This is a genomic window from Planococcus sp. ISL-110 (genome assembly GCF_018613575.1).
Taxonomy (GTDB): Bacteria; Bacillota; Bacilli; order Bacillales_A; family Planococcaceae; genus Planococcus.
In genome coordinates this window covers 364,921-388,785 of record NZ_JAGGPX010000011.1, presented here as the reverse complement: position 1 = coordinate 388,785, position 23,865 = coordinate 364,921, and the positions used below count along the sequence as shown (strand labels likewise).

Annotated in this window: 22 protein-coding genes; 16 read left to right on the top strand and 6 right to left on the bottom strand. The window is 45.2% G+C overall.

From position 1 onward, the window contains the following. Positions 1-58 precede the first annotated feature (58 nt). Both J7I83_RS07740 and aceB read right to left on the bottom strand, forming a co-directional pair. Complete coding sequence (locus J7I83_RS07740; protein WP_215100104.1) at positions 59-187, bottom strand: YhfH family protein; 129 nt, start codon at positions 185-187, stop codon at positions 59-61. 19 nt (positions 188-206) lie between these two features. Further along, entirely contained in the window at positions 207-1,808 is a 1,602-nt protein-coding gene (gene aceB / locus J7I83_RS07735) for a malate synthase A (RefSeq protein ID WP_215100103.1), read from the bottom strand. Between the two features lie 212 nt (positions 1,809-2,020). On the opposite strand from aceB, the gene J7I83_RS07730 reads away from it, so the two are divergent. Further along, complete coding sequence (locus J7I83_RS07730) at positions 2,021-2,671, top strand: LytTR family DNA-binding domain-containing protein (RefSeq protein ID WP_215100102.1); 651 nt, start codon at positions 2,021-2,023, stop codon at positions 2,669-2,671. 55 nt (positions 2,672-2,726) lie between these two features. Here J7I83_RS07730 and J7I83_RS07725 read toward each other — a convergent pair whose 3' ends face one another. After that, positions 2,727-4,091: an FAD-binding oxidoreductase gene (locus tag J7I83_RS07725; RefSeq protein WP_215100101.1), complete on the bottom strand. Its 1,365-nt coding sequence runs from the start codon at positions 4,089-4,091 to the stop codon at positions 2,727-2,729. Between the two features lie 188 nt (positions 4,092-4,279). On the opposite strand from J7I83_RS07725, the gene J7I83_RS07720 reads away from it, so the two are divergent. The 6 genes from J7I83_RS07720 to J7I83_RS07695 all read left to right on the top strand — a co-directional run bounded on the left by J7I83_RS07720 (position 4,280) and on the right by J7I83_RS07695 (position 9,634). Continuing rightward, on the top strand, positions 4,280-4,945 hold the full coding sequence (locus tag J7I83_RS07720; protein ID WP_215100100.1) for a GntR family transcriptional regulator: 666 nt from the start codon (positions 4,280-4,282) through the stop codon (positions 4,943-4,945). Next, positions 4,942-5,970, top strand: coding sequence for a TRAP transporter substrate-binding protein (locus J7I83_RS07715; RefSeq protein WP_215100099.1), 1,029 nt, complete (start codon positions 4,942-4,944; stop codon positions 5,968-5,970). Before J7I83_RS07720 ends, J7I83_RS07715 begins: the two co-directional genes overlap by 4 nt. Positions 5,971-6,098: 128 nt before the next feature. Then, positions 6,099-6,593 carry a TRAP transporter small permease gene (locus J7I83_RS07710; protein WP_215100098.1) on the top strand — a complete coding sequence of 165 codons (495 nt, stop codon included), beginning with the start codon at positions 6,099-6,101 and terminating at the stop codon, positions 6,591-6,593. Further along, positions 6,590-7,879, top strand: a complete 1,290-nt coding sequence (locus J7I83_RS07705; RefSeq protein ID WP_215100097.1) for a TRAP transporter large permease — start codon at positions 6,590-6,592, stop codon at positions 7,877-7,879. Before J7I83_RS07710 ends, J7I83_RS07705 begins: the two co-directional genes overlap by 4 nt. A gap of 33 nt (positions 7,880-7,912) precedes the next feature. After that, positions 7,913-9,070: an aminotransferase class I/II-fold pyridoxal phosphate-dependent enzyme gene (locus J7I83_RS07700; protein WP_215100096.1), complete on the top strand. Its 1,158-nt coding sequence runs from the start codon at positions 7,913-7,915 to the stop codon at positions 9,068-9,070. 69 nt (positions 9,071-9,139) lie between these two features. After that, positions 9,140-9,634 carry a cupin domain-containing protein gene (locus tag J7I83_RS07695; protein WP_215100095.1) on the top strand — a complete coding sequence of 165 codons (495 nt, stop codon included), beginning with the start codon at positions 9,140-9,142 and terminating at the stop codon, positions 9,632-9,634. An 88-nt stretch (positions 9,635-9,722) separates the two neighbouring features. On the opposite strand, the gene ahlS is transcribed toward J7I83_RS07695, so the two are convergent. Together ahlS and J7I83_RS07685 are read right to left on the bottom strand one after the other, a co-directional pair. After that, positions 9,723-10,571 carry an AhlS family quorum-quenching N-acyl homoserine lactonase gene (gene ahlS / locus J7I83_RS07690; protein ID WP_215100094.1) on the bottom strand — a complete coding sequence of 283 codons (849 nt, stop codon included), beginning with the start codon at positions 10,569-10,571 and terminating at the stop codon, positions 9,723-9,725. A gap of 116 nt (positions 10,572-10,687) precedes the next feature. After that, positions 10,688-12,052 (bottom strand): aspartate kinase, encoded by a 1,365-nt coding sequence (locus J7I83_RS07685; RefSeq protein ID WP_215100093.1) that lies wholly within the window; start codon positions 12,050-12,052, stop codon positions 10,688-10,690. A gap of 127 nt (positions 12,053-12,179) precedes the next feature. Here J7I83_RS07685 and J7I83_RS07680 point away from each other — a divergent pair, with 127 nt between their 5' ends. Genes J7I83_RS07680 through thrB form a run of 3 tightly spaced genes read left to right on the top strand, consistent with a single transcriptional unit; the run spans position 12,180 to position 15,432 of the window. Further along, positions 12,180-13,472, top strand: a complete 1,293-nt coding sequence (locus tag J7I83_RS07680) for a homoserine dehydrogenase (RefSeq protein ID WP_215100092.1) — start codon at positions 12,180-12,182, stop codon at positions 13,470-13,472. Beyond that, positions 13,469-14,530 (top strand): threonine synthase, encoded by a 1,062-nt coding sequence (gene thrC, locus J7I83_RS07675; RefSeq protein WP_215100091.1) that lies wholly within the window; start codon positions 13,469-13,471, stop codon positions 14,528-14,530. The genes J7I83_RS07680 and thrC overlap by 4 nt, the downstream gene beginning before the upstream one ends. Beyond that, positions 14,527-15,432 (top strand): homoserine kinase, encoded by a 906-nt coding sequence (gene thrB, locus J7I83_RS07670; protein ID WP_215100090.1) that lies wholly within the window; start codon positions 14,527-14,529, stop codon positions 15,430-15,432. The genes thrC and thrB overlap by 4 nt, the downstream gene beginning before the upstream one ends. Before the next feature lie 70 nt (positions 15,433-15,502). On the opposite strand, the gene J7I83_RS07665 is transcribed toward thrB, so the two are convergent. Then, positions 15,503-16,927, bottom strand: a complete 1,425-nt coding sequence (locus J7I83_RS07665; protein WP_215100089.1) for an NAD-dependent succinate-semialdehyde dehydrogenase — start codon at positions 16,925-16,927, stop codon at positions 15,503-15,505. A 324-nt stretch (positions 16,928-17,251) separates the two neighbouring features. On the opposite strand from J7I83_RS07665, the gene J7I83_RS07660 reads away from it, so the two are divergent. The 6 genes from J7I83_RS07660 (at position 17,252) to J7I83_RS07635 (ending at position 23,813) form a co-directional block, all read left to right on the top strand. Beyond that, positions 17,252-18,448: a hypothetical protein gene (locus tag J7I83_RS07660; protein ID WP_215100088.1), complete on the top strand. Its 1,197-nt coding sequence runs from the start codon at positions 17,252-17,254 to the stop codon at positions 18,446-18,448. A gap of 66 nt (positions 18,449-18,514) precedes the next feature. After that, positions 18,515-19,642 (top strand): amidohydrolase, encoded by a 1,128-nt coding sequence (locus tag J7I83_RS07655; protein WP_215100129.1) that lies wholly within the window; start codon positions 18,515-18,517, stop codon positions 19,640-19,642. 38 nt (positions 19,643-19,680) lie between these two features. After that, positions 19,681-20,982, top strand: coding sequence for a M20 family metallo-hydrolase (locus tag J7I83_RS07650; RefSeq protein ID WP_215100087.1), 1,302 nt, complete (start codon positions 19,681-19,683; stop codon positions 20,980-20,982). 230 nt (positions 20,983-21,212) lie between these two features. Further along, positions 21,213-21,512, top strand: a complete 300-nt coding sequence (locus tag J7I83_RS07645) for a replication/maintenance protein RepL (protein WP_215100086.1) — start codon at positions 21,213-21,215, stop codon at positions 21,510-21,512. A 593-nt stretch (positions 21,513-22,105) separates the two neighbouring features. Then, complete coding sequence (locus J7I83_RS07640) at positions 22,106-22,774, top strand: YveK family protein (RefSeq protein ID WP_215100085.1); 669 nt, start codon at positions 22,106-22,108, stop codon at positions 22,772-22,774. A 28-nt stretch (positions 22,775-22,802) separates the two neighbouring features. Continuing rightward, on the top strand, positions 22,803-23,813 hold the full coding sequence (locus tag J7I83_RS07635; protein ID WP_215100084.1) for a GNAT family N-acetyltransferase: 1,011 nt from the start codon (positions 22,803-22,805) through the stop codon (positions 23,811-23,813). Positions 23,814-23,865: the final 52 nt, after the last annotated feature.

Genomic DNA, 23,865 nt, shown 5'->3' with positions numbered 1-23,865 from the left:
ATGGGTTTCTCAACACTCTGAGAGGATGACCCATTAATGGGTCATCCTCTCTTCAACTCTATTCTTCTTTATTTCCGATGCAGCGTTCGCATTCATAGATGATTGATTCGCGTTGTTCTTTGATTTCGCATCCGCATTCCCGGCATTCTTTTTTTGAACGAGTCTCGTAAGTCTGTGTGTTTTTCATCATGATCTCCTCCAATAGTTTAGTTTAGTATTTCGTACCCAGGCAGTGTCAGGAATTCAGCAAAATCACTTTGCAAGGTAAGATTTGTAAACAACTCGCGGGCTTCCGCGTAATTTCCGGATGAATATCTGGCTTCGCCGACCGATTGTTGGATCTTGGCGGCTTCTTCTTCGATAACTTCATGGAATAAAGAAACGTCGATTTTCCGTCCGTCCTCCAGAATCCCTTTCGGATGGCGAATCCATTGCCACACTTGAGAGCGGGAAATTTCAGCGGTAGCAGCGTCTTCCATCAGGTTATTGATGGGAGCGGCACCGTTGCCGGACAGCCATGAAGCGATGTATTGAATGCCGACTGAAATATTGGAGCGAAGGCCTTCTTCGGTGATCGTACCCGTCGGAACTTCAACTAATTGTTCAGCGGTCACGTGGACATCTTCACGTTTTTTATCAATCTGATTAGGAGTCGGCATATGTTCGTCAAATTGTTCCATCGCGATTGCGACCATTCCAGGATGTGCAACCCAAGTACCGTCGTGGCCGTCTACTGCTTCGCGGCGTTTGTCTTCCGCGACTTTTTGGAACGCAGCGGCGTTGGCTTCGTCATTTCCTTTGACCGGAATCTGGGCAGCCATGCCGCCTAGAGCTGGTGCGTTCCGTCTATGACAGGTCTTGATGCACAGCTGCGTGTAGGCACGCATGAACGGTACGGTCATTGTCACCTGTGAGCGATCCGGGAAAATGTATTCCGGGAGATTGCGCATCCGTTTGATGACACTGAAGATATAATCCCAGCGGCCGCAGTTTAGGCCGGCAGAATGATCACGCAATTCGTACAGGATTTCATCCATTTCAAATGCTGCCAGAATGGTTTCAATCAATACGGTTGCACGGATTGTGCCTTGTGGGATTGCCAGTTCATTTTGCGCAAAGACGAAAACGTCATTCCAGAGGCGCGCCTCTAAATGGCTTTCCAATTTCGGAAGGTAGAAATAAGGGCCGGTTCCACGATCAATCAATTCCTGCGCATTGTGGAAAAAGTATAATCCGAAGTCGACAAGACTTCCGGAAATCGGCTGTCCATTAATATGAATGTTCTTTTCCATCAAGTGCCATCCGCGGGGACGAACCATCAGAACAGCTGTTTTTTCATTCAAGGCATATTTCTTGCCGGTTTCCGGAGCTTCAAAGTCAATCTGGCGCCGGACTGCATCACGTAAATTCACCTGGCCATCAATGACGTTAAACCAATTCGGTGCTGTGGCATCTTCCAAATCCGCCATAAACATTTTGGCTCCTGAATTCAAGGCATTGATCAGCATTTTCCGGTTGGTCGGACCCGTAATTTCGACGCGTCTGTCTTTCATGTCCTCCGGAAGAGGGGCGATGGTCCAGTTGTTATTTCGAATGTGTTTGGTTTCAGGTAGGAAATTGAGTTTTTTTCCAGAATCAATTTCCTTTTGGCGCGTTTGGCGCTTTTCTAGAAGTTTAACTCGGCGCTGATCGAAATTAGTATGCAGTTTTTCAATGAAATTCAAAGCTTCAGGAGTTAAAATGGTCTCCATTCCCGGAACTTCTTCACCTTTTATGGTCACATTCGATTTAGTCAACAAAAAAATCATCCCTTTCTGAGAAAAAAATTAGAGTAACTGTATTAATACAGTTTGTTTTGATGTATATTAATATATAACAGAAAATTCTAACTGTCTCGTAAACAGGACGAAAAGGATTATTCAGCGACAAAAGCGATTATTTGGCGATAAAGCTGAGATGAAGAATCAACCACCATTGATCTTTAAAGCGAAACAAACACATTTGGAAGGGGAGTCGGGGTATGGAAAACAGTATGTTGGAGCAAATGGGGTTTATTATTGGGGATTGGATTCCAAAAGAAGCATCGATTGCGATTGCTGTGGAGGGCAACTACACTTACTATAAAGCGGGCGTCTATGATCTGCAGATTCAGGAAGGCCAACCGGTATTGCCTGGCAGTATCGCAGCACGTGCCAAAAAGGAAGGGCAGCGAATCGAGATGTTTGTCGAGGAGTCGATTTTGGGAACAGCCTATTATGGTATTGGCTACCCGATAAGGCTTAGCGACAAAGAAGGAGTGCTGGTAATCATCCTGCCGCCCGATTACCTGATCCGCAAAAAACAGCCGATCCGATTTCTGACAGGAAAAATCGATGAATCATGGCGGCCGGTTCCGGTCGATATGGTTTCCCATATTGAAAGCAGCCAGAAGAAAACCTGGTTCTATACGGATAACGAAACTTATTGCTCTATCCATACCTTAAAAAACCTGAAGCATCAATTGCCTGATAGTTTCCTGCCCATCCATCGTTCCTATATCGTGAATATCAATTATATAGAAGAAATCTCCCGTGACATCGCGTCGAATTATCAATTGACGCTTAGAGACGGCTCGATTTTGCCGGTCAGTCAAAATTATGCGGCAAGTGTCAGAGAACGGCTCGGTTTCTGATTACACATTCCCTGATACAAATAAAAAACCAGCTGGATCGATTCCAGCTGGTTTTTTATGCGAAAATCTTTCCTGGATTGAGCAGGTTATCGGGATCCAGCATACGTTTCATGTTCTTCATAACAGCAACGGCTGCACCATGTTCAGCATCCTGGTATTTCATCTTGCCGAGTCCGACGCCATGTTCACCCGTACACGTACCTTCCAGTTCGATGGCGCGGTAGGCAAGTTTTTCATTAATCTCCTCAGCGGCAAGCTGCTGAGCCGGGTCCTTGGCATCGTAAGCAATGGAAGTATGGAAATTACCATCGCCGATGTGACCCAAAACTCCACCTTCCAATCCGCTTGCTGCAATGAGTTCACGGGCATAATCGATCAATTCGGGCAGTTTAGAAATCGGAACACAGACATCGCCTCCCGTAATCGTCATTCCGGCTTGATGCCGGTAAGCGTATGCCATTTCGTGGCGAGCTTTCCAAATTAATGCACGCTCTTCCGAATCAGCCGCAACCCGCCAGTTTTCACAATTCATATCGGTCATCAGTTCCTGTGCCATGGCAGCTTCTTCTTCCGCTGCACCCTTCATGCCAGCAAACTCAAAGAAAAGAGAATGCTTCTCGGGCAGTCCATAATTTCCATAAACATTCACTTTCGCGATGCTGTAAGCATCCACAAATTCCATGCGCTGGACAGCAATGCCGCTCAGCAGGATCGAATGCGCCGCTTCGGCACATTCATGTGGTGTTTCGAATGTGCAGCTGGCAGCGATGGTATGTTCCGGAATCCCGTGAAGTTTTAAGGTGATTTCGGTAATGATGCCGAGCGTACCTTCTGATCCGGTGAACAGACCGGTCAAATGGTAACCAGAAGACGATTTTTTGGCTTTTGTACCAGTGTGCAGCAGGGTGCCGTCAGCCAAAACGACTTCCAAATCCATAATTTGATCGCGCATGACGCCATAGCGGACAGCGGTCGTTCCGCTGGCATTATTGGCTGCCATTCCGCCGATTGATGCATCTGCGCCAGGATCGATCGGAAATTGCAGGCCGTGACGGTTGATGATGCTGTTTAATTGCAGGCGTGTTATGCCGGGTTGGACCGTGACCAATAAATCCTCCGGTGAAAATTTCACAATTTGGTTCATGCGTTCAAAGTTGATTGAAATGCCGCCGCCCAAGGGAATGGCTTGACCTTCCAAGCCGGAACCAACGCCGAATGGGGTAACAGGTACAGAAGCTTCACGGGCAATATTCATGATGGCGATAACATCTTCAGTGGATTCTGGAAAGCAGACAACTTCCGGTTCCACAGGGGCATGGTCGGATTCGTCGTGGCTATGCCGGTATAATTCACTGACGCTAGTTGAGCATTGGTCTGCTTTTAATGTGATTTGCAATTGCGTGATCCAGTATTTTGTCATATAAATAAGGCTCCTTTAAATAAAAAAAGTTGTGGAGATACTTGCAATTTTATATTACTGATGACCAATAAAAATCTTTAAAAGTTATTAGAAAATTAGAATTCTTACTATACAAACGAATCTGTCTATTCTATACTTTCTGTATACAGTATACACTGTGTGAACTAATTATGTAGAGGGGAGGAATTATGGAAAAAATCGTAAAACAAGCCACGCTGGCAGATCAGGCATATGAGTACATCAAAAAAATGATCATTACCGGAAAGCTGAAACCGGGGCAGGAGCTGCCGGAAGAAAAGCTGGCGCTGGAACTTGGGATCAGTCGAACACCTTTAAGAGAAGCGTTAAAAAGACTGGCTGCTGATGCGCTTATCGAGTTGAGAAAACCAAGGCCTGCAGTGGTCGCAGCTTTTACTTATCAGGATGTCATCGAAATAATGGAACTTCGCAGGTTGTTGGAAATCCATGGACTTGAAAATCTGTCGAAGGCAGATCAACAGCCTGTGATGCAGCAAATCAAGGAGAATGTAGATCATCAATTACTCGCCGTACAGGCAAAGCGAGTTGTGGAATTTATGGATCTGGATCAGGAATTTCATTCCTTCCTGTATCAGAACCATACCAATAACCGTTTGAAGGAAATGATAAAAGGCATCAACAGCGGCGGCAGCAGGGCATTTTTGCTGTTATCGGATACAGCGGCTGACAGCGCAAAAAAAGCATATGAAGAACATCTATCCATTTTCCATGCAATTCAAGAAGGCAATCTGACCAAAGCCAAGCAGCAGTTGGCAATCCATTTGGATAATATTGAAAGCCGGCTGCTGAAATACATAACACAGGAGGAACTATGAAAAAACTACTCGGACTACTATTTATTGGATTAATTATCTTATCAGCCTGCGGCAGACCTGACAGTGGAACGACGACTACAGAAGAAGGCGAAACGGGTGAAGACACCTACACAATCCGCCTGGCCCACCTGGTGCCGGAAGAACAATCCTCCCACATCGCGGCAGTGGCCTTTAAAGAAAAACTTGAGGCCGAATCGGATGGCCGTTTAAAAGTTGAGCTATACCCGAATGGCCAATTGTACGGGTCGGACCGTGAAGCGATTGAAGCGGTACAGCTTGGAAATGTCGAGATGACAATACCAGCCGTAGCAGCAATGGCTTCATTTAACGAAAAATTCCAGGTATTTGATTTGCCTTTCCTGTTCAACAACAATGAAGCGGCATACCGGGCGTTGGACGGCGAACTTGGCCAGGAATTAATGGCTGACCTTGAAAACAACGACATGAAAGGCCTGGTCTTCGGCGAAAATGGATTCCGCCACGTTTCCAATAATGAAGGACCGATTGAATCCCCGGAAGATATGGAAGGACTCAAGATGCGGACATTAGAAAGCCCGCTGCATACGGATACGTTCAACGCTTTCGGTGCAAACGCTTCCCCGTTCGCCTTTGGGGAGCTTTATACAGCACTTCAGCAAGGCACTTATGATGCAATGGATTGCCCGATTTCCCTTTATTACACAAATAAGTTCTATGAAGTGCAGGATTACCTGACATTGACGGGACATGTTTATGCAGCCACGGCCTTGTTAGTGAACAATGATTTCTATAACGGCCTGCCTGAGGATCTTCAGGAATTAATGATGGAAGCATCTGAAGAGTTCCGCTCGGAACAGCGTGAATTGGCACAGCAGCAAGATGCTGAATTTCTTGATCAGCTGAAAGCGGAAGGCATGCAGGTCAACGATTTGACGGATGAGCAGCGCGACCTATTCCGTGAAGCTGCAGAATCTGTATATACGAAATACGAAGATCAGATCGGCAGAGATGTTATCGATCAGGCATTGGCTGCAAATGAAGAATAAGTGAAAATGACAGTTGAAAAATCAAGGAAGAAATTCCTTGATTTTTCATTTTCACCTGATTTTACAATCAGTGAAAGAGAAAGATATTCCATTGAGTAAATTTTCTCTTGAAGAAAGGAAGTGCACCAATGATCAAGAAATTTGAGAAGGCGGAAGAAGCATTTTTGGTCCTTACATTAGTGGTGATGGTGGCTTTAATCTTCGGGCAGGTTGTTGGGCGCTATGTTTTTTCCGATGCCCCAAGCTGGACGGAAGAAATGGCCCGCTATATACATATTTTCCAGGTTTGGATAGGAGCGAGCTATGCCGTGAAATTGCGTGAGCATATACGTGTAGAAGCATTCATCACACGCTTCGAAGGGCTGCCAAGAAAAATTTTGGAAACTATCACATTGGCCATTTGGTTTGCAATGGCCTTGTTCTTGGCTTATTTTGGTACAGATCTCGTGTTAAGCAGTATATCCAATGGTCAGGTTACTCCTGCGATGCAGCTGCCGATGTGGATCCCATTTTTGGCTATTCCTTTGGGTGGTATCGGCATGTGCATCAGGTTGATCCAGCAATTGTTCAAAATCTGGAAAGGCGATTACGAGATGCATAAGGGAGGCGACCTTCCGGTATGACAATAGCTCTATTATTCGGCACTTTATTTGTCTGTTTATTTATTGGTGTTCCAATTGCGATTGCACTGGGTGTCTCTGCCTTGACGGCCATCTATTTCGGTACGACTCTGCCGCTGAGCATCATCACCCAAAAAGCGTTTACTTCGTTGGATTCTTTTCCATTGCTGGCAATTCCATTCTTCATGCTTGCGGGAATTCTTATGGGCAAAGGCGGGGTTTCTAAACGTCTGTTAGCGTTTGCTACGGCTTTAGTCGGTTGGATGACTGGCGGCTTGGGCATGGTGACAATTGTTGCTTGTATGTTTTTTGCAGCGATTTCAGGTTCAGGCCCGGCTACTGTAGCGGCAATTGGCGGCTTTATGATTCCGGCGATGATTGCCCGGAATTATGACGGTGGATTTGCGTCAGCCGTTGCGGCTTCTGCAGGGTCTATCGGCGTTATGATTCCGCCGAGTATTCCATTTGTACTGTATGGCGTTATCGGAGGCGTCTCTGTTGGCAGCATGTTCCTGGCAGGCATCATTCCGGGGTTCATTATTGGGGGAGGCCTGCTTCTTACAGCATATTTAATTTCCAAAAAGCGCGGATATAAACCTGAGCCTGGAGAAGCAACCTCTATTGTATTCAAGGATGTACTAAAAACCTTTTGGGATGCGAAATGGGCATTGCTAATTCCAGTCATCATTCTTGGCGGAATATATGGCGGCGTTTTTTCGCCTACGGAAGCTGCCGTTGTGGCAGTAGTGTATGCTATAATTATCGGCAAATTCGTTTATAAGGAATTATCCTGGAAGGATCTTTATGAAAGCTTTAGGCAGGCAATCGTCATTAACGCCACGACAATGATCATCATCGGCTTATCGGTATCTTTTGCGTACTTTATGACCATCGAACAGATTCCGGGAGAAATTTCCGATTATTTGATTGCTTTGTCGAGCAATCCGTTGGTCATTTTGCTGGCAATTAATTTAGTGCTTCTAGTAGTCGGAATGTTCATCGATACCATTTCGGCATTGGTCGTCCTGACGCCGATTCTTTTGCCGATTGTGGTGACCGTTGGTGTGGACCCGGTTCATTTCGGTGTTATCCTTGTGGCCAACTTGGCAATCGGGTTTGTTACGCCGCCGCTTGGAGTCAATCTGTTTGTGGCTTCGAGCGTCGGGGGGGTGCGTTTTGAGCGCATCGCCTATGCCGTCCTGCCGTTCCTGTTCTCGATGGTCGTTTGCCTGTTGATCATCACTTTCATTCCAGCCCTGTCTTTATGGCTGCCGGGACTTTATGAATAACGAAGATTTATAACCAGAGAAAGGTTGTCACTCATGAGCATTTCAATCAACAGCCGGATCGAGTCGATTCAAATTTCTGGCATACGCCAGTTTTCAAATCAATTGATCGATTTTCCGGAAGCCATTAACCTTACAATTGGACAGCCTGATTTCCCAACACCTGAGGCTGTCAAAAAAGCCGGTATCGAAGCGATCAAAAACGATCAAACCAGCTATACACATAACGCGGGCTTACTCCAGCTGCGAGCGGAAATAGCTTCTTTTTTCCGGGATACGTATGAGCTGGACTTCGACCCAAAAACAGAAATCATCGTCACCAATGGCGCAAGTGAAGGACTGGATTCCCTTTTTCGGGCGATTTTGGAGGAAGGCGATGAAGTTATTCTGCCTGCGCCGGCTTATCCGGGATACGAGCCCATCATTAAGCTATGTGGAGGAAAAGTAGTTTATCTGGATACTTCGGATACCGGCTTCCAACCAGATCCACAGCGTCTGGAAAGCTTGATCACCGACCGCACCAAAGCGGTTTTGATGAACTTTCCATCCAATCCGACGGGTGTCACGATGGAATCCGCCCAGCTTGAAAAGGTGGCTGCCGTGCTGGAGAGGCATGAGATTTTTATCGTCACTGATGAAATCTACAGCGAAAATTCATACGGCGAAAAGCATTCCACTTTTGCCCGTTTTGAGAAATTGCGAAACCGTACATTCCTTGTCCATGGCCTATCAAAATCACATTCGATGACCGGCTGGAGAATTGGCTTTGTCTTGGGGCCGGAAATGTACATGAAGCATGTCTTGAAAGTTCATCAGTACAATGCCATCTGTGCTTCTGTGCCAGGTCAATTCGCTGCACTCGAAGCAATGAAGAACCAGCGCCATATTCCTGCTGAGATGAATAAAGAATACATTCAGCGCAGAGATTTTGTCTATAGCCGCTTAACCGGAATGGGCATTGATGTGGTTCTGCCAAAAGGCGCCTTTTATATTTTCCCTTCGATTGAGAAATTCGGTATGACTTCTTTTGAATTCGCTATGCGTTTATTGAAAGAGGGGGGCGTAGCAGCAGTGCCGGGCTCGGCATTCACGGCATATGGAGAAGGGTTTGTGCGGATTTCCTATGCCTATAGCATGGCTGTGCTCGAAGAAGGCATGAATCGATTGGAAAAATTCATCGATACACTAGACTGATTTAGGGAATTGACGATTAATGTATCACCATCCGGGTAAAGTTCCGTAAACGACAAGGAGCTGAACAGCATGGACAAACCACAATTTTACCGATTTGAAGACGATGGAGCAATTCCGAACAACCCTTCACTTGAAGTGATTTTGTATCCGGCTGCTTTTAAAGAAGATCCGGAAGAAATTGAAACGGCATTCAACAGCCACGATTGGACAAACAGCTGGACCGGTGGTGTTTTTGAGTATCACCATTATCACAGCAACACGCACGAAGTCTTGGGTGTCCGCAGCGGATCAGCCATTTTACAGATTGGCGGCGAGAAGGGTGAAACGATAACAGTAGCAGCGGGCGATGTTGTGCTGCTTCCTGTGGGGACGGGCCATAAAAAGCTGGAAGCCAGCGATGACTTTAAAATTGTCGGAGCTTATCCTGGGGGCGTCTCCTATAACCTGAAGACTGGCGAATCGGGAGAACGCCCTTATGTGCTGGAGGATATACAAAATACGCCATTGCCGAAAAAGGATCCTGTCTATGGCGATCACGGACCTGTTATTGAAAAATGGACTTGAAACAGATAAAAGCCCTTTGCCAGTCCCTGGCGAAGGGCTTTTGAGTTTTGGAGGATAATCTATCAAAACTCATAATGCATTTCATCAGTTACTCGTAATAGCCTTCAGTCGATTTGCGGAAGGTCTTGAACTGATCGGCGTCATGGCCAAACCAGACGTCCGAGTTGGTTTCTTTTGAGATTCTGCGGATTTTTTCGACGGCTGAGGTATAGCCGACAGAATCATACAAAATGCCTGGCGGTTTAATCGGTGGGCCAAAGCTTTCTGCTGTATAAATGGCATCGGAAGCCAGAATGATTCCACCAGTTTCCGGAAGTTGAATTTGCAGTCCGAGCATTCCCCATGCATGGCCGCTGCCAAAGTTCAGAATTTTGATGCCTTCGGCAAGCTGCAATCCGTCTTCGCTCCGTTTGACGGTTTGCCATTGCAGGTTATTTTTGATCCAGGCATCAATGTCTCCCCAGATATATGCCCCTTCCTTGGTGTTTCGGGCATATGTTTGCAATGCGCCATTCAATTCATCCTCGTGGACGATGATGGTTGCATTGGTGAACAGCTCGAGACAGCCGGCATGATCCAGGTGGAGATGGGAAGCAACCACATATTTGATGTCTTCAGGACGGACGTTCAGTTCCTCCAGCCGGTGATGCAAATAGCATTCCTCTGGCATGTCGATCGGAAACAGGGATTGTGTCACTTTTCCCCAGCGGCCTTCTGCACCCATCGAATTCGGATTGCAGGCGGTGTCAAAGAGGATTTTGCCTTCGGGATGGTCAATTAATACGGTGTAGACCGGAAATGTCACCATCTCACCCGGTGGATTCGGATTCTGTAAACTTGCCGGGTTGTGCATTGAAATCATGTAGTTCTTATCCATGCTTAATGTGCCGTTATCCATTACATACAGCTTTGAATTCGGCTTGATAATACCAGCCATCAATTTTCCCCCTCTCAGAATAATTCCATAATATCACAATTTTCTGATAATTATATAGAGATAAATAAAAAACTCTTGAGCTGATGGGCTCAAGAGTTAAAGATGGGGAGTGCAGATTAATGAACCATGGCGGGTTCAAAGAATTCTTTATACAATTCGTTCAATATTTTTTGTTCATCTTGTTTCAGGATGCCGAAGACCAAACTCACTTCGGAAGATCCCTGGTTGATCATTTCAATATTGACGCCAGTTCTGGCGAATGCATTTGCTGCGCGGGCAGTAAGGCCTTTCGTATTGTTCATGCCTTCACCTACCAGAACGATCATTGAAAAATCATTTCGAATATGGACATCGTCCGCCTGCAACTCCGATTTCACCCGGTCAACAATGCGCTGCTCTTTATCGGACGTCAATTGATGGCTGCGCAGTATAACGGACAGATTATCGATGCCGGACGGAATGTGCTCATAGGAAATGTCTTCGTCTTCCAGTATTTGCAGCAGTTTGCGGCCAAAGCCGATTTCCCGGTTCATCAAGTATTTGCTGACGTAGAGCGTCGAAAAGCCGCTGTCGGCAGAGATGCCTGTAACGGGACGCAGCGAATGGTCGCGGTCTGCGACAATCATTGTTCCAGGCGCAGCCGGATTATTGGTATTGCGGATACATAAAGGAACAGCCGCTTTAAATACAGGCATCAAAGCTTCATCGTGAAGAACCGCAAATCCGGCATACGAAAGCTCGCGCATTTCGCGGTATGTCATTTCTTCGATTTCGACAGGGTTTTCAACGACACGCGGGTTCGCAGCAAAAACACAGTCAACATCAGTGAAGTTTTCATACAGCTCCGCTTTGACTGCTGCTGCCAGGATCGAACCGGTAATGTCTGATCCACCACGCTCGAATGTCCGCAGTACGCCTTCTTTTGTATAGCCGAAAAAGCCTGGGAAGACGGTGATGGTTTCTTTATTGCGCAGATCTGCCAATCGGTCATAGGCCTCGGGAAGGGCCTGTGCCCGCTCCGGCAAGCCGTTTACAAACAAACCGGCATCAAACGGATTGACGTACTCGGCAATGAGACCAATCGAAGTCAGATAAGCAGCAATCAACTTCGCCGAGTTATCTTCGCCACTTGCTTTAATTGAGTCTGCAAAAAGAGGGGGAGAGCTTTTATCTGCTTGAAGACGGTTTAAAAGGTCTGTCTCGATGACTTTTTTGATGTCATTGCCCAGTCCTAACTCATCAGCGATTTCTGAATATCGTCCCACCACCTTGGCAAGTGCAGCATCTGTTGATTCTTCCCGGAGTGCTGCGGCTGACAGGTTAATCAGCAGGTCCGTCACTTTTACATCTCCATCAAATCGTTTGCCTGGAGCAGAGACGACGACAATCTTGCGGGAAGGCTCTGCTTTAACGATTGCGGCCACTTTTTTTATCTGTTGCGCACTAGCTACTGAAGTACCGCCAAATTTGCTCACTTTCATCCAATCAAGTCCCATCTTTTTTAATAGTCTGTAAAAGGGTTGTTTTAACCAAGATATAATACTATAATGTCCCTATGACAAAAACAGCTGTTTTTTCACAGTGTACACACCATGGGAGGAATCGTCAATGAAAAATGAAATTTCAATCGGATTATTAGGCCTTGGAACGGTGGGCAGCGGAGTTGCTAAAATCATCCAGCAGCATCAGCAGGATTTGCATCATAAATTAGGTGCCCAAGTTTCAATCCGGAAGGTATTGGTCAGAAATGCAAACAAAGACCGGCTTTCGAGTTTAGATCCGAGTGTATTCACGACGGATATAGAAGAAATATTGAATGATTCTTCTCTCGATATCATTGTTGAAGTGATGGGCGGCATGGATGGCGCCAAATCAGCCATCGAAAAAGCGCTCAAAGCGGGCAAGCAGGTCGTTACGGCCAATAAGGACGTCATGGCAGAATACGGCCACGAATTGTTGAAGTTGGCAGACGCTGAAAAATGCGATCTTTTCTATGAGGCAAGTGTCGCCGGCGGAGTACCGATCATTCGTACGCTGGAAGATGGCCTGGCTTCTGACCGAATCTCCAGCTTGATGGGGATCGTCAACGGCACGACAAATTTCATACTGACAAAAATGAAAAAAGAAAATATGACCTACGAAGACGCGTTGGCAGAAGCTACTGAACTGGGCTATGCCGAGGCAGATCCTTCAGCGGATGTCGATGGTATCGATGCAGCGCGGAAGATGGTCATCCTGTCTTCACTGGCCTTCTCGACTGAAGTTCACCTGGACGATGTGTTGGTAAGAGGCATGAAAGAAATCCGCGATGGAGATCTGGAGCTGGCGAATAAGTTTGGTTATACCATGAAAATGGTCGGTTCTTCAACTAAAGATGAAGACGGAATCGAAGTTTCGGTAGAACCGATCTTCCTGGCAAACTCACATCCGCTGGCATCTGTTAATAATGAATTTAATGCCGTATACATCTATGGGGATGCCGTAGGCGAGACGATGTTGTATGGCCCTGGGGCCGGCTCATTGCCGACTGCGACTTCGGTAGTTTCTGATATCATCGCTGCCTGCCGCAATCTGCAGCTTGGCGTTAATGGAAAACGGGCACACGCAGCACAGCATGAACGTGTCATAAAACCAGAAGCGAAGCGGTTTGCAAAATATTGCCACCGCCTGCTGGTGAATGATGAAGTCGGTGTCTTATCAAAAATGACTTCTATCTACAGCAAACACGGGGCAAGCATCCAATCTGTCATGCAATCACCTGCCGCAGGTGATGACAAAGCTGAATTGGTGCTGCTGACGCATCGAATTTCACGGCAGCAGCATTTGGACGTATTGAATGATTTGGAAGGAACGGCGAGCGTCATCAGCCATTACCGCATAGAAGGAGAGGAAACAGCATGAGATGGCAAGGATTGATTGAAGAGCATAAAGAATGGCTTCCCATTACTGAAAATACACCTTCACTGACATTGCAGGAAGGCAATACACCATTGGTACACCTGGAAAAATTATCAGAACAGTGGGGAATTGACCTCTATGTAAAACTGGAAGGAGCAAACCCAACCGGTTCATTCAAAGACCGTGGCATGGTGATGGCTGTTGCCAAAGCCAAGGAAGAAGGCAAGACTGTATTGATTTGTGCTTCTACCGGCAATACATCCGCTTCTGCAGCTGCCTATGGCGCAAGAGCGGGCATGCGGACTATCGTTGTCATTCCGGAAGGCCGCATCGCGCTTGGGAAACTGGCGCAGGCCAAAATGTACGGAGCAGAAATTCTTGAAATCAAAGGCAATTTCGACGAAGCTTTGCAGATGGTTCGTGAGGTGGGCCAGGAAGCCGGCATCGCGCTGGTCAATTCCGTCAACCCTTACCGTCTGGAAGGACAGAAAACCATCGCTTTTGAAGTGATTGACCAATTGGGCCAGGTGCCGGATGTCTTCGCACTACCGGTCGGCAATGCCGGCAACATTTCAGCATCCTGGAAAGGCTTCACGGAATATGCAGAGCGCACCGGCGAAAAACGCCCAGTACTTTTGGGTATCCAGGCAGCTGGCGCAGCACCGATCGTCAACAATAAAGTCGTGGAAAATCCGGAAACTGTCGCAACCGCGATCCGCATCGGCAATCCGGCAAGCTGGCAGTTGGCGCTTAATGCCCTCGACGAATCAAACGGCACCATTTTAGCGGCGACAGACGAAGAAATCTTGGAAGCCTATCAGCTATTGGCCTCCACTGAAGGAATATTCGCAGAACCGGCATCGTGCGCATCCATTGCAGGCATCAAAAAGCAGGTGGAAAACGGTATGCTCGAAAAAGGATCAAAAGTGGTTGCTGTTCTGACAGGCAATGGATTAAAAGATCCTGAAACAGCGATTTCGGTTAATCAGCACAAAGCACTTCTTGTTCCAGAAGACATGGAACGTTTTTGGGAGGATCTTAAAAAAGGAGTGAAGATATGAGCTGGAAAGAATTTTCAGTGACCGTTCCTGCTTCAACGGCTAACCTGGGTCCTGGATTTGATTCGATCGGTCTGGCATTGGATCTTCATATGTTCGTTCATGCATCACCGGCTGCCGACTGGCTGGTCGAATATAAAAATCCAGGCTATCAGCACATAGCAAGCGGTGGCGACAACTTGATTGTCGTCGCTGCACAAGCCGTGGCAGACAAATACGGGCGTCCGTTGCCAAGTGCGAAATTGATGGTGGATACTGAAATCCCGCTAGGCAGAGGCCTTGGCAGCAGCGCATCAGCAATTGCTGCAGGAATTGAAATTGCAGACCGGTTAATCGGATTAAAGTTGCCCATGAAGGAAAAATTGAGAATTGGTACAGAAATGGAAGGTCATCCTGACAATATTTCTGCGTCCTTGCTTGGTGGTCTGACAATCTCCTATTTTGATGAGGAAGAGTTGGAAATCGTCCATGTTCCGGAAGTGGAGATTGGTGTGGTCATTCTCGTTCCTCCCACCGAATTTCTGACAACGGAATCACGGAACCTGCTGCCGGAAAATTTAGCGCATAAAACCGCTATACGCGGCAGTGCTGCCGGCAATGTCATGTCAGCTGCTTTAGTAAGAGGCGACTGGGAAACAGCAGGACGTATGATGCAGAAGGATGTTTTCCATGAGCCTTACCGCAAAAACAGATTTTCTGATTTTGATGCCATTCAACAGAGCTGTGTTGAATTGGGCGCCTTTGGTTCGGCAATCAGTGGAGCAGGGCCTTCTTTGTTCATCGCTGTAGAAAAAGGGCGTGAACAAGAAATAGCTGCCCAATTAGCAGAGAAATTCCCGCTTTATGAATGCCTGGCCACAAGACCTTCTTCCACAGGAATTAAAATAGGCGAAACAGTTGTATAAAACAAAAAAGAAGCGGTCCGGATTTTTCCCGGACTGCTTCTTTTTTTGTTTTAAATTGCCAGTACTCTTCTTAGACTTTTATAGAAATGTATTTGGTTTCCAGGAATGCTTCTAATCCTTCCTGCCCACCTTCACGTCCTACGCCGCTTTCTTTCATTCCACCGAATGGAGCCTGCGCTGTAGAAGGAGCTCCGTCGTTCCAGCCGACAATCCCATAATCGAGATTTTCGGATAAATACGTGCCGCGGGACATGCTTTCTGTGAAAAAGTAGGCCGCTAATCCGAAGCGCGTATCATTTGCCAATTTGACCGCTTCTTCATCGGTTTCAAAAGACATGATCGGAGCTACAGGACCAAAAGTTTCTTCGTTCATGACCAACATATCTGGTGTGGCGTTGACCAGAACCGTTGGATTATAGAAATAGGCATGGTTCTTTGAACGGCCATCTCCGCCAACCAATACTTTGGCTCCTTTTTCAATAGCGTCTTGGACATGTTTCTCAACTTTTTCATAGCCGTCTTTATCGACCAAAGGACCAATTTGGACGCCTTTGTCCATTCCGTTGCCGACCTTCAGATTGCCTGCAGCCTGCTGGAGTTTCTGTGAGAATTCTTCCAGAATGCTTTGCTGCACATAAATCCGGTTGCCGCAGACACAGGTCTGTCCAGCATTCCGGAACTTCGATGCCATGACACCTTCAACGGCCAAATCCATATCCGCATCCTCCAAAACGATGATGGGGGCATGTCCGCCCAGTTCAAGAGACAGGTTCAACATGGTTTCGGAAGCTTGCTTCATCAATTCCTTGCCGATTTCAGTAGATCCTGTAAACGTCAGTTTGCGGACATCCGGATGGCTGGTGAACACCTTGCCAATTTTGCTGGCACTGCCGGTCACCAGGTTGATGACGCCTTTAGGGAATCCAGCTTCAATGGCAAGCTCATACATTTTAACGGCAGTTAAAGGCGTCATTTTTGCCGGCTTGGCAACAAATGTACAACCCGCTGCAAGAGCAGGAGCCATTTTTCTGGCCATCATCGCTGCTGGGAAATTCCATGGCGTAATGGAGACGACAACGCCGACCGGCTGTTTGTTGATTTGGATCCGCTTACCTTCTTTGCTTGCCGGAATGGTCCGGCCATACATGCGCTTGCCTTCTTCTGCGAACCATGACACAAACGAAGCGGAATATTCGATTTCACCGATGGCTTCAGCCAAGGGCTTGCCCATTTCTTTTGTCAGGATTTCCCCAATCTCCTCTTTATGTTCAAGCAATAGATCATGCCATTTCATCAGCAGTTCAGCACGGTGATAGGCTGTCGTCTTCGACCATTCCGGAAAGGCGGCAGCGGCAGCTTCGATTGCTGCTGTAGCTTCCTCTGCGCCTCCGTTGGGAACTGAACCTACAACTTCGCCTGTTGCCGGATTTGTCACTTCAATCTTTCCGTCACCCGTTTCTGTCCACTCGCCATTGATATAATGTTTGCCATTCATTTAATTGACGCCTCCTTTTAATTTGCGGTTATCCTAATAAATACCTCTAATGTTCGCCAGGTAAACGTTTATGGGCAGGCACTCCAAACCGTCCATAAATCTTTGGGAAAAGTACAGGGAACCTTGATGCGGGACGAGAAGCTCTAGGATCGATTTTAAAAAAATGAATATCTATTCAATTAAATATCATTTCGAAATAGTCGTTTTATTCTATTTATTATGCTAGGATATTGTGCTATTATTGCAACATTATGAAAATCTTCAGTTAAAAGTTTTGAAGGCGATAGCTTATCTATTTTCGAAAGCAAAAAGGAGGAATAAAACATGGCGCAAATGCTGGCATTAACAATTTTGATTTTTGTATTATTTATCGGCGAGGCTATTTCCACCCGTACCAAAGCGTGGATTCCTTCAATATTTGTCAGTGGGGTGCTGTTCCTTCTGGGATATTGGACATTCTTTCCTCCTGAAATAGTGGCGATCGCGGGTATTCCGTCGACAGTGGCCGTCATGCTCATTTATTTGTTAATTACGAATATGGGTACTTTATTGTCTATAGAAGAGTTGAAAAATCAATGGAAAACAATTTTGATTGCCATATCAGGCATTTTAGGAATTATTGCGGCATTGTTCAGCATCGGAATTTTACTATTTGATTTTGAAACGGTCGTAGTGGCTATTCCGCCATTGGTCGGTGGACTGGTATCTGCATTAATCATGTCGGAAGGGGCTGCTGCAGCTGGACTTCCGACTCTGGCCGTATTCGCCATCGTTATTTATGTGGTACAGGGGTTTGCGGGATATCCATTGACTTCGATTATGTTGAAAAGAGAAGGGCAAAACTTGTTAAACAAATACAGAAACAATGAACTAACTGCAAAACAACTGCCTGGAGAACAAAAAGGATCAACAGGCAAAACGGTCAAGGAACCACGCATGTTCGCGAACATGCCAGAAAAATACAATACTGATTTCTTTAAGTTTTTCCGTTTGGCATTGGTTGGCTACTTGGCTTACCTGACATCGACGCTTGCTGCCCCAATTGTGGAGATCAGTCCGTTCGTCCTGTGCTTGCTATTTGGTGTTATCGGACGCAGCATCGGCTTTCTTGAACGCCACCCGCTGCAAAAAGCCAACGGTTTCGGATTCGCAATCATGGGCTTATTGCTTTATATCTTCGACGGCTTAAAAAATGCCACTCCAAGCATGATGCTGGAAATTCTTTACCCATTGATCGGTTGTATCGTCATTGGCGTAATCGGTATGTATATTTTTTCTTTCATCATCGGAAAACTCCTTAAAGTCAGCAAAGAGATGGCATTTGCTGTTTCTTTGACGGCACTCTATGGATTCCCGGCAGATTATATCATTACCGTCGAAGTTATCAATTCACTGACAAAAGATGAAGAAGAACGCGAAGTCCTGACCAGCCATATGCTGCCGCCGATGCTGGTAGCCGGCTTCATCACAGTGACCATCGTTTCTGTCATATTGGCCGGTATTTTCGTCGGCTTCCTATAGAACTGGAGGGAATCTAACGTGATCAACCAAACCATAAAAAATGCCATAAAAGAAAATAGCGAAGAAATGATCGGAATCCGCCGTAAGCTTCATAGCGAGCCGGAATTATCGTGGGAAGAGTTTCAAACCACTCAGTTTGTTTATGATTATTTAACAGAGCTTGGGATCGAAGCACGCAAAACAGAACCGACTGGCGTCATCGGAGAGCTTAAAGGTGGAAGCGAAGGGAAAACCGTCGCTCTCCGCGCCGATATGGATGCTTTGTCTGTTGAGGAATTGAATGTGGATTTGCCTTACAAGTCTAAAGAACTTGGCAAGATGCATGCCTGTGGACACGATGCGCATACTTCGATGCTATTGGCAGCAGCAAAAGCTTTAGCCAGCGTGAAAGAAGAGATTTCAGGAAATGTCCGATTCATTTTCCAGCCTGCCGAGGAAGTGGCGACTGGCGCTAAGGCGATGGTTGAACAGGGTGCCGTTGCAGGTGTCGACGATGTTTTCGGCATTCACATCTGGTCTCAAAGTCCTTCGAATACGGTTGCCTGCAATCCAGGGGCTTCATTTGCTTCGGCAGATATTTTTAAAGTGCGTTTTAAAGGACAGGGAGGGCACGGAGCGATTCCGCAAGCCTGCATCGACGCGGCAATCATCGCTTCTTCATTTGTCATGAATGTGCAATCGGTCGTCTCCCGTACGATCGATCCCCAACAAGCGGCGGTTGTAACTGTCGGAAAGATGGTTGTTGGAACCCGCTTTAACATCATCGCTGAAAATGCGGAGATCGAAGGCACAGTAAGATGCTTTGACCCTGCGACACGAGACCATATTGAGCAACAGCTAGAAGTGTATGCTGGCCATACGGCTGCGATATATGGCGGAACTGCAGAAGTTGAATACATTAGAGGGACACAAGCCGTAATCAATGGAACTGAAAGTGCACAATTGGTGCAGCAAGTTGCCATAGAAGCGTTTGGTGAAGATTCTATTTATGACGAAAAACCGACTATGGGTGGAGAAGATTTTTCGTTTTACCTTGATAAAGTGCCAGGCAGCTTTGCATTAGTCGGAAGCGGAAATCCGGAAAAAGATACAGAGTGGGCACATCACCATGGAAAGTTCAATATTGATGAAGATGCCATGGCTACAGGTGCTGAACTCTACGCACAGTATGCATGGGCATTCTTGACTAAGTAAAGTGCACCATGTCACCAATCAAAAACAAGGAGGAAACTATGCCAGTAAACCATGATAATCCTTTATATGAAGAGTTAATGAAAGACTATGATAACAGCCTTGACCATTCAGGCATCCATGGAGAGCGTATTGCAAAACGGTTGTTTGAATTGTCCCAGATCGGTTTTGTACAGGTTGGCGGCGTAAAACGCCCAGGTTTTTCAAACGAAGAAAAAGAAGCGAAAAATTTGGTTAAAAAATGGATGGTTGGAGCAGGCTTAACGGTTTCAGAAGATGGAGCTGGCAATATTACTGCTCGGTTAGAAGGCAAAAACAAGGTACCGGCAATCGCATCGGGATCCCATGTTGACAGTGTGCCGAATGGCGGGAATTTTGATGGGCCTCTTGGAGTCTTGTCGGCTCTGGAAGTAGTGGAGTCCTGGAAAGAAACTGGTTATATTCCAGAAAAACCTTACGAAGTCATTGTTTTTTCCGACGAAGAAGGCTCGCGTTTCAACAGTGGATTAACTGGGAGCCAAGCGATGACAGGTGCCATTTCCGAACAGGAAATGGCGCAGCTCCGGGATTACAATGGAGAAACTCTCGAACAGGTTTTGGCGCATTATGGCAGTACGCTGGATGCATTCAAGGCGGCTAAAAGGGATATTAGCGAATTGGAATTGTTCGTGGAAGTGCATATTGAACAAGGAAAAAAACTGGAAAAAGCAAATGAGCCTGTCGGAATTGTCAGTGGCATTGCGGGTCCTGCTTGGCTCCAAGTAGAATTTGTTGGTGAAGCCGGACACGCAGGAAATACACCGATGATCGGAAGAAAAGATTGCCTCGTAGCGGCAGCAGATTTTCTCCAGTCAATTCCTGAATTTCCAAAAGGTATTAGTGATACAGCCGTGGCGACGGTCGGGAAATTGGATGTCTTTCCAAATGGAGCGAATGTCATTCCAGAAAAAGTAAAAATGCTTGTTGATATCCGGGATATCAACGAAGAACCGAGAGACCGCCTCATTGATCAGCTGGTCGAACAGGCAGAAAAAATGGCTGCGAAACATCATGTCTCTTCGAACATTAAACTGAACACACGCATACAGCCCGTGCCAATCGCTGAGGATTTACAAAATCGCCTGGCCGATTCCTTAAAAAAAACCGGGATTGAACCGACATATATTCCAAGTGGTGCCGGACACGATGCGATGAACCTTGGACGTTTTATTCCAGTTGCGATGCTCTTTGTAAGAAGCAAAGATGGCATCAGCCACAATCCGAAAGAATGGTCTTCCTTAAAGGATTGTGTGGCAGGAATCCATGTGCTGAAGAATTTTATTGAAGATGCGATGACAAAATAAGGAAATTAGTTTGGCCTGATTCAAAAAAACAGAAAAAGAAATTCTTTTTCTGTTTTTTTTGTGTGTATTTTTTGAATTTTTAAAAGTGATTTAATATCCTAATAATGGATATTAATAATTAATTTTGGAATTATCAGTATTAATTTAAATAGTATGTATATTTTTTAAACGGAAAGGGTATATAAATGATAAGCATGTGCCGAAAGGCTGTAATTTTTGGAGGTGGTTAGATGAAAGTAATGGAAAATCGATTGTACAGTAAAACAAAGATTTTTTCGGAAGAAAAAATACTTAATGAATGCCGTGAATATTTTTCATCAGAAACTGAAAAAACAGCAGAAATTGGAGAAAAATTCATGCAGTATTTCCTCAGAAATGCTTCACCAGAGGGCGTACTTTTTAAAACGATAAAAGAAATTACCACAGACATTAATATTTCACATCAAACTTTAACCAAAGTTCTAAAGGCGCTCGAGTCGAAAGAAATTATTTATCGCAGAAATGGCATTATCGGTTTGTGGAAAGAGTAGCAGTTAAAGCATCTCTCAGTAAAATGAGGGATGCTTTTTTTGTTGGGAAAAATTATACGGGGGTTGAGAGCCGAAATGGCACCAAAAAATTCAGTCGGGGTGAAAGTTTTTATGGAACTGTGTAAGTTGAACTAATGATCTTTCATTGCCGATATTCCGCAAAACAGCTGCTAGAAAGTTAGTGAAAAAACACAAGCTTATATTTGTTATGTAAATCTCTCAGTGCCGGCGCGTCCACGGGCTTATCGTGTAAGACATGCCCAAAGTGTCCAGAGCGGTGGACGAAATGATGATTCTCAAGTTCAACTCATATAGCAAGCTAGTTATAAGCAACATTCGCAAAAAAAAGAGAGACTAAAGTATTATTCCTTAAAAAATTATTATTAGGTTTAAGTGCCTAAAAAAGAGGATATATTTATAAAAGGATTTATTTACTTAGACTAATGACTTATGTTTTTCGAGAATAATTTAAAAAATATCCTCGAAAGTGTAGATTGAACCAAAAAAATATGATATAAATGAACTATAATAATCTGAATTTTTAGAAATAAATTCTAAAAACCCATTTTTTTCGATTAGGGGAGGCGAGCCTGATGACCGGTAAGAAAGGAACAATCCAGCTACGTAAAAGCTTGAAAAATCAAATCCAGTTAGCGGTCGCTTTCACACTTCTTCTAATGTTTGCAGTATGGGTCGTTTTTGTTTTTATTCTTGATCCGGATTACCAGGCATCGAGTCAATTGCTCATTGAAGAGTCTGCATCTGCTATTCCGCACTTGGCAGTGGAAAGCAATCGGATAGATGCTCAAACTATCGAGGCTTATGCAAGCTTTGTCACAAGCGCAAAAATATTGGAGCAAGTAAAAAAAGATCTGAATTTGAAAATTTCTACCAGCGATCTTTTGAAACAAATCCATGTGGACTATACCAATAACTCGCCGGTGTTAACAGTCATCGTTTCATCTGATGACAGCCAACAATCAGCACTAATTGCTAATACAATGGCATTTGTCTTCCAGAATGAGGTAAGAGATTCATTAAAAGCAGATTATGTCAGTGTTATTTCACAGGCTTCAGCCGAAAATAAAAAGGAGAGTGTCAGTCAAGAGGGGCTGATGCTGGGCCTAGCCATAGCGGCAGCTGCTGGACTCATTTTAAGTCTTCTTATGATATTCACTGCTGAGGCAGCAAAAACTGCAGCCAATGGAACAAATAGAGATATTAGAAAAAAAGAGAATCAAATGCAGACAGTTTTCAAATGATTTTCTAGGTGAAGCAGGGGTGGAATGTATGTATGAGCTGATATCAATACAAGAGCATAGTCGTTGGCAAAAGGTTCTTGATATTTTACAAATTTCGGATATTTACTATACCAGCCAGTATTTTCTGAGCGCTTTGAAATTAGATCCTGGAGAAGCTCTGCTCTTCTACTATAAGGATGATGATGGAGAGGTTGCTTATCCTTTTATTAAGAGGCAGGTAAACGATGAAGACAGCCATTATTTTGATGTTACAACTCCTTTCGGTTATGGGGGGCCGATTTTAAAAGCAGAGAAAGATGGTGTGGATCTGGTTGCCAACTTCAGAAAAGCGTTTGTTGAATATTGTGAGAACGAAAAAATTGTTGCTGAATATATACGTTTTCATCCATTGAAAGAAAATGCGCAATTTTTTAAAGCCCATCTGAAGCTTTCTCCATTGTATGAAACATTTTCAATCAAGCTGAAGGATTATTTTGTGCCGATGAAAACCCCTCAGCTGCCCACAGAAGAAACTGGAAATGGTGAAGAACTGGTAGTGAAAAAGCTGGGTACCGTGCGTCATATGTTCGAATTTCTGGTGCTGTATTATTCAGCCGCAAGACGAAGAGAAGAGGCTGACAGTTATTACTTCTTCACCAATGATTATTTCGAAACCTTGATTGGTTCGATGGGCACCAATCTTCATCTGTTTGGTGCCTACCATGAAAACAAACTGGTGTCGGCATGCTATGTATTGGCGATGGGAGACACCATTTACTACCATCTGGAAGGCAGTTTGTCCGAAGCGGACAGCGAAAATACCATGAGGACCTTATTGTTGAAAGTTGCTGAGTGGGGAGAAGAAAACTACTACGCTTTTTTTCATCTGGGAGGCGACTTTCTGGGAGAATCAAACAGGGAGCGGGAAATTAAAAGAAGAATTTCCAATTGTAAACCAGCTGTTTTCTACATTGGACAGCAAATATATGACCAGCAAGCCTACAATCAATTGGTGTCTTTGGACGACAGTGACATTGTTCGAAGGTACCGAAATATCTAAATCGCCATTTAAACAGAAAAGCATAAATATCAAAGTTATTCCGGGGAGGCAT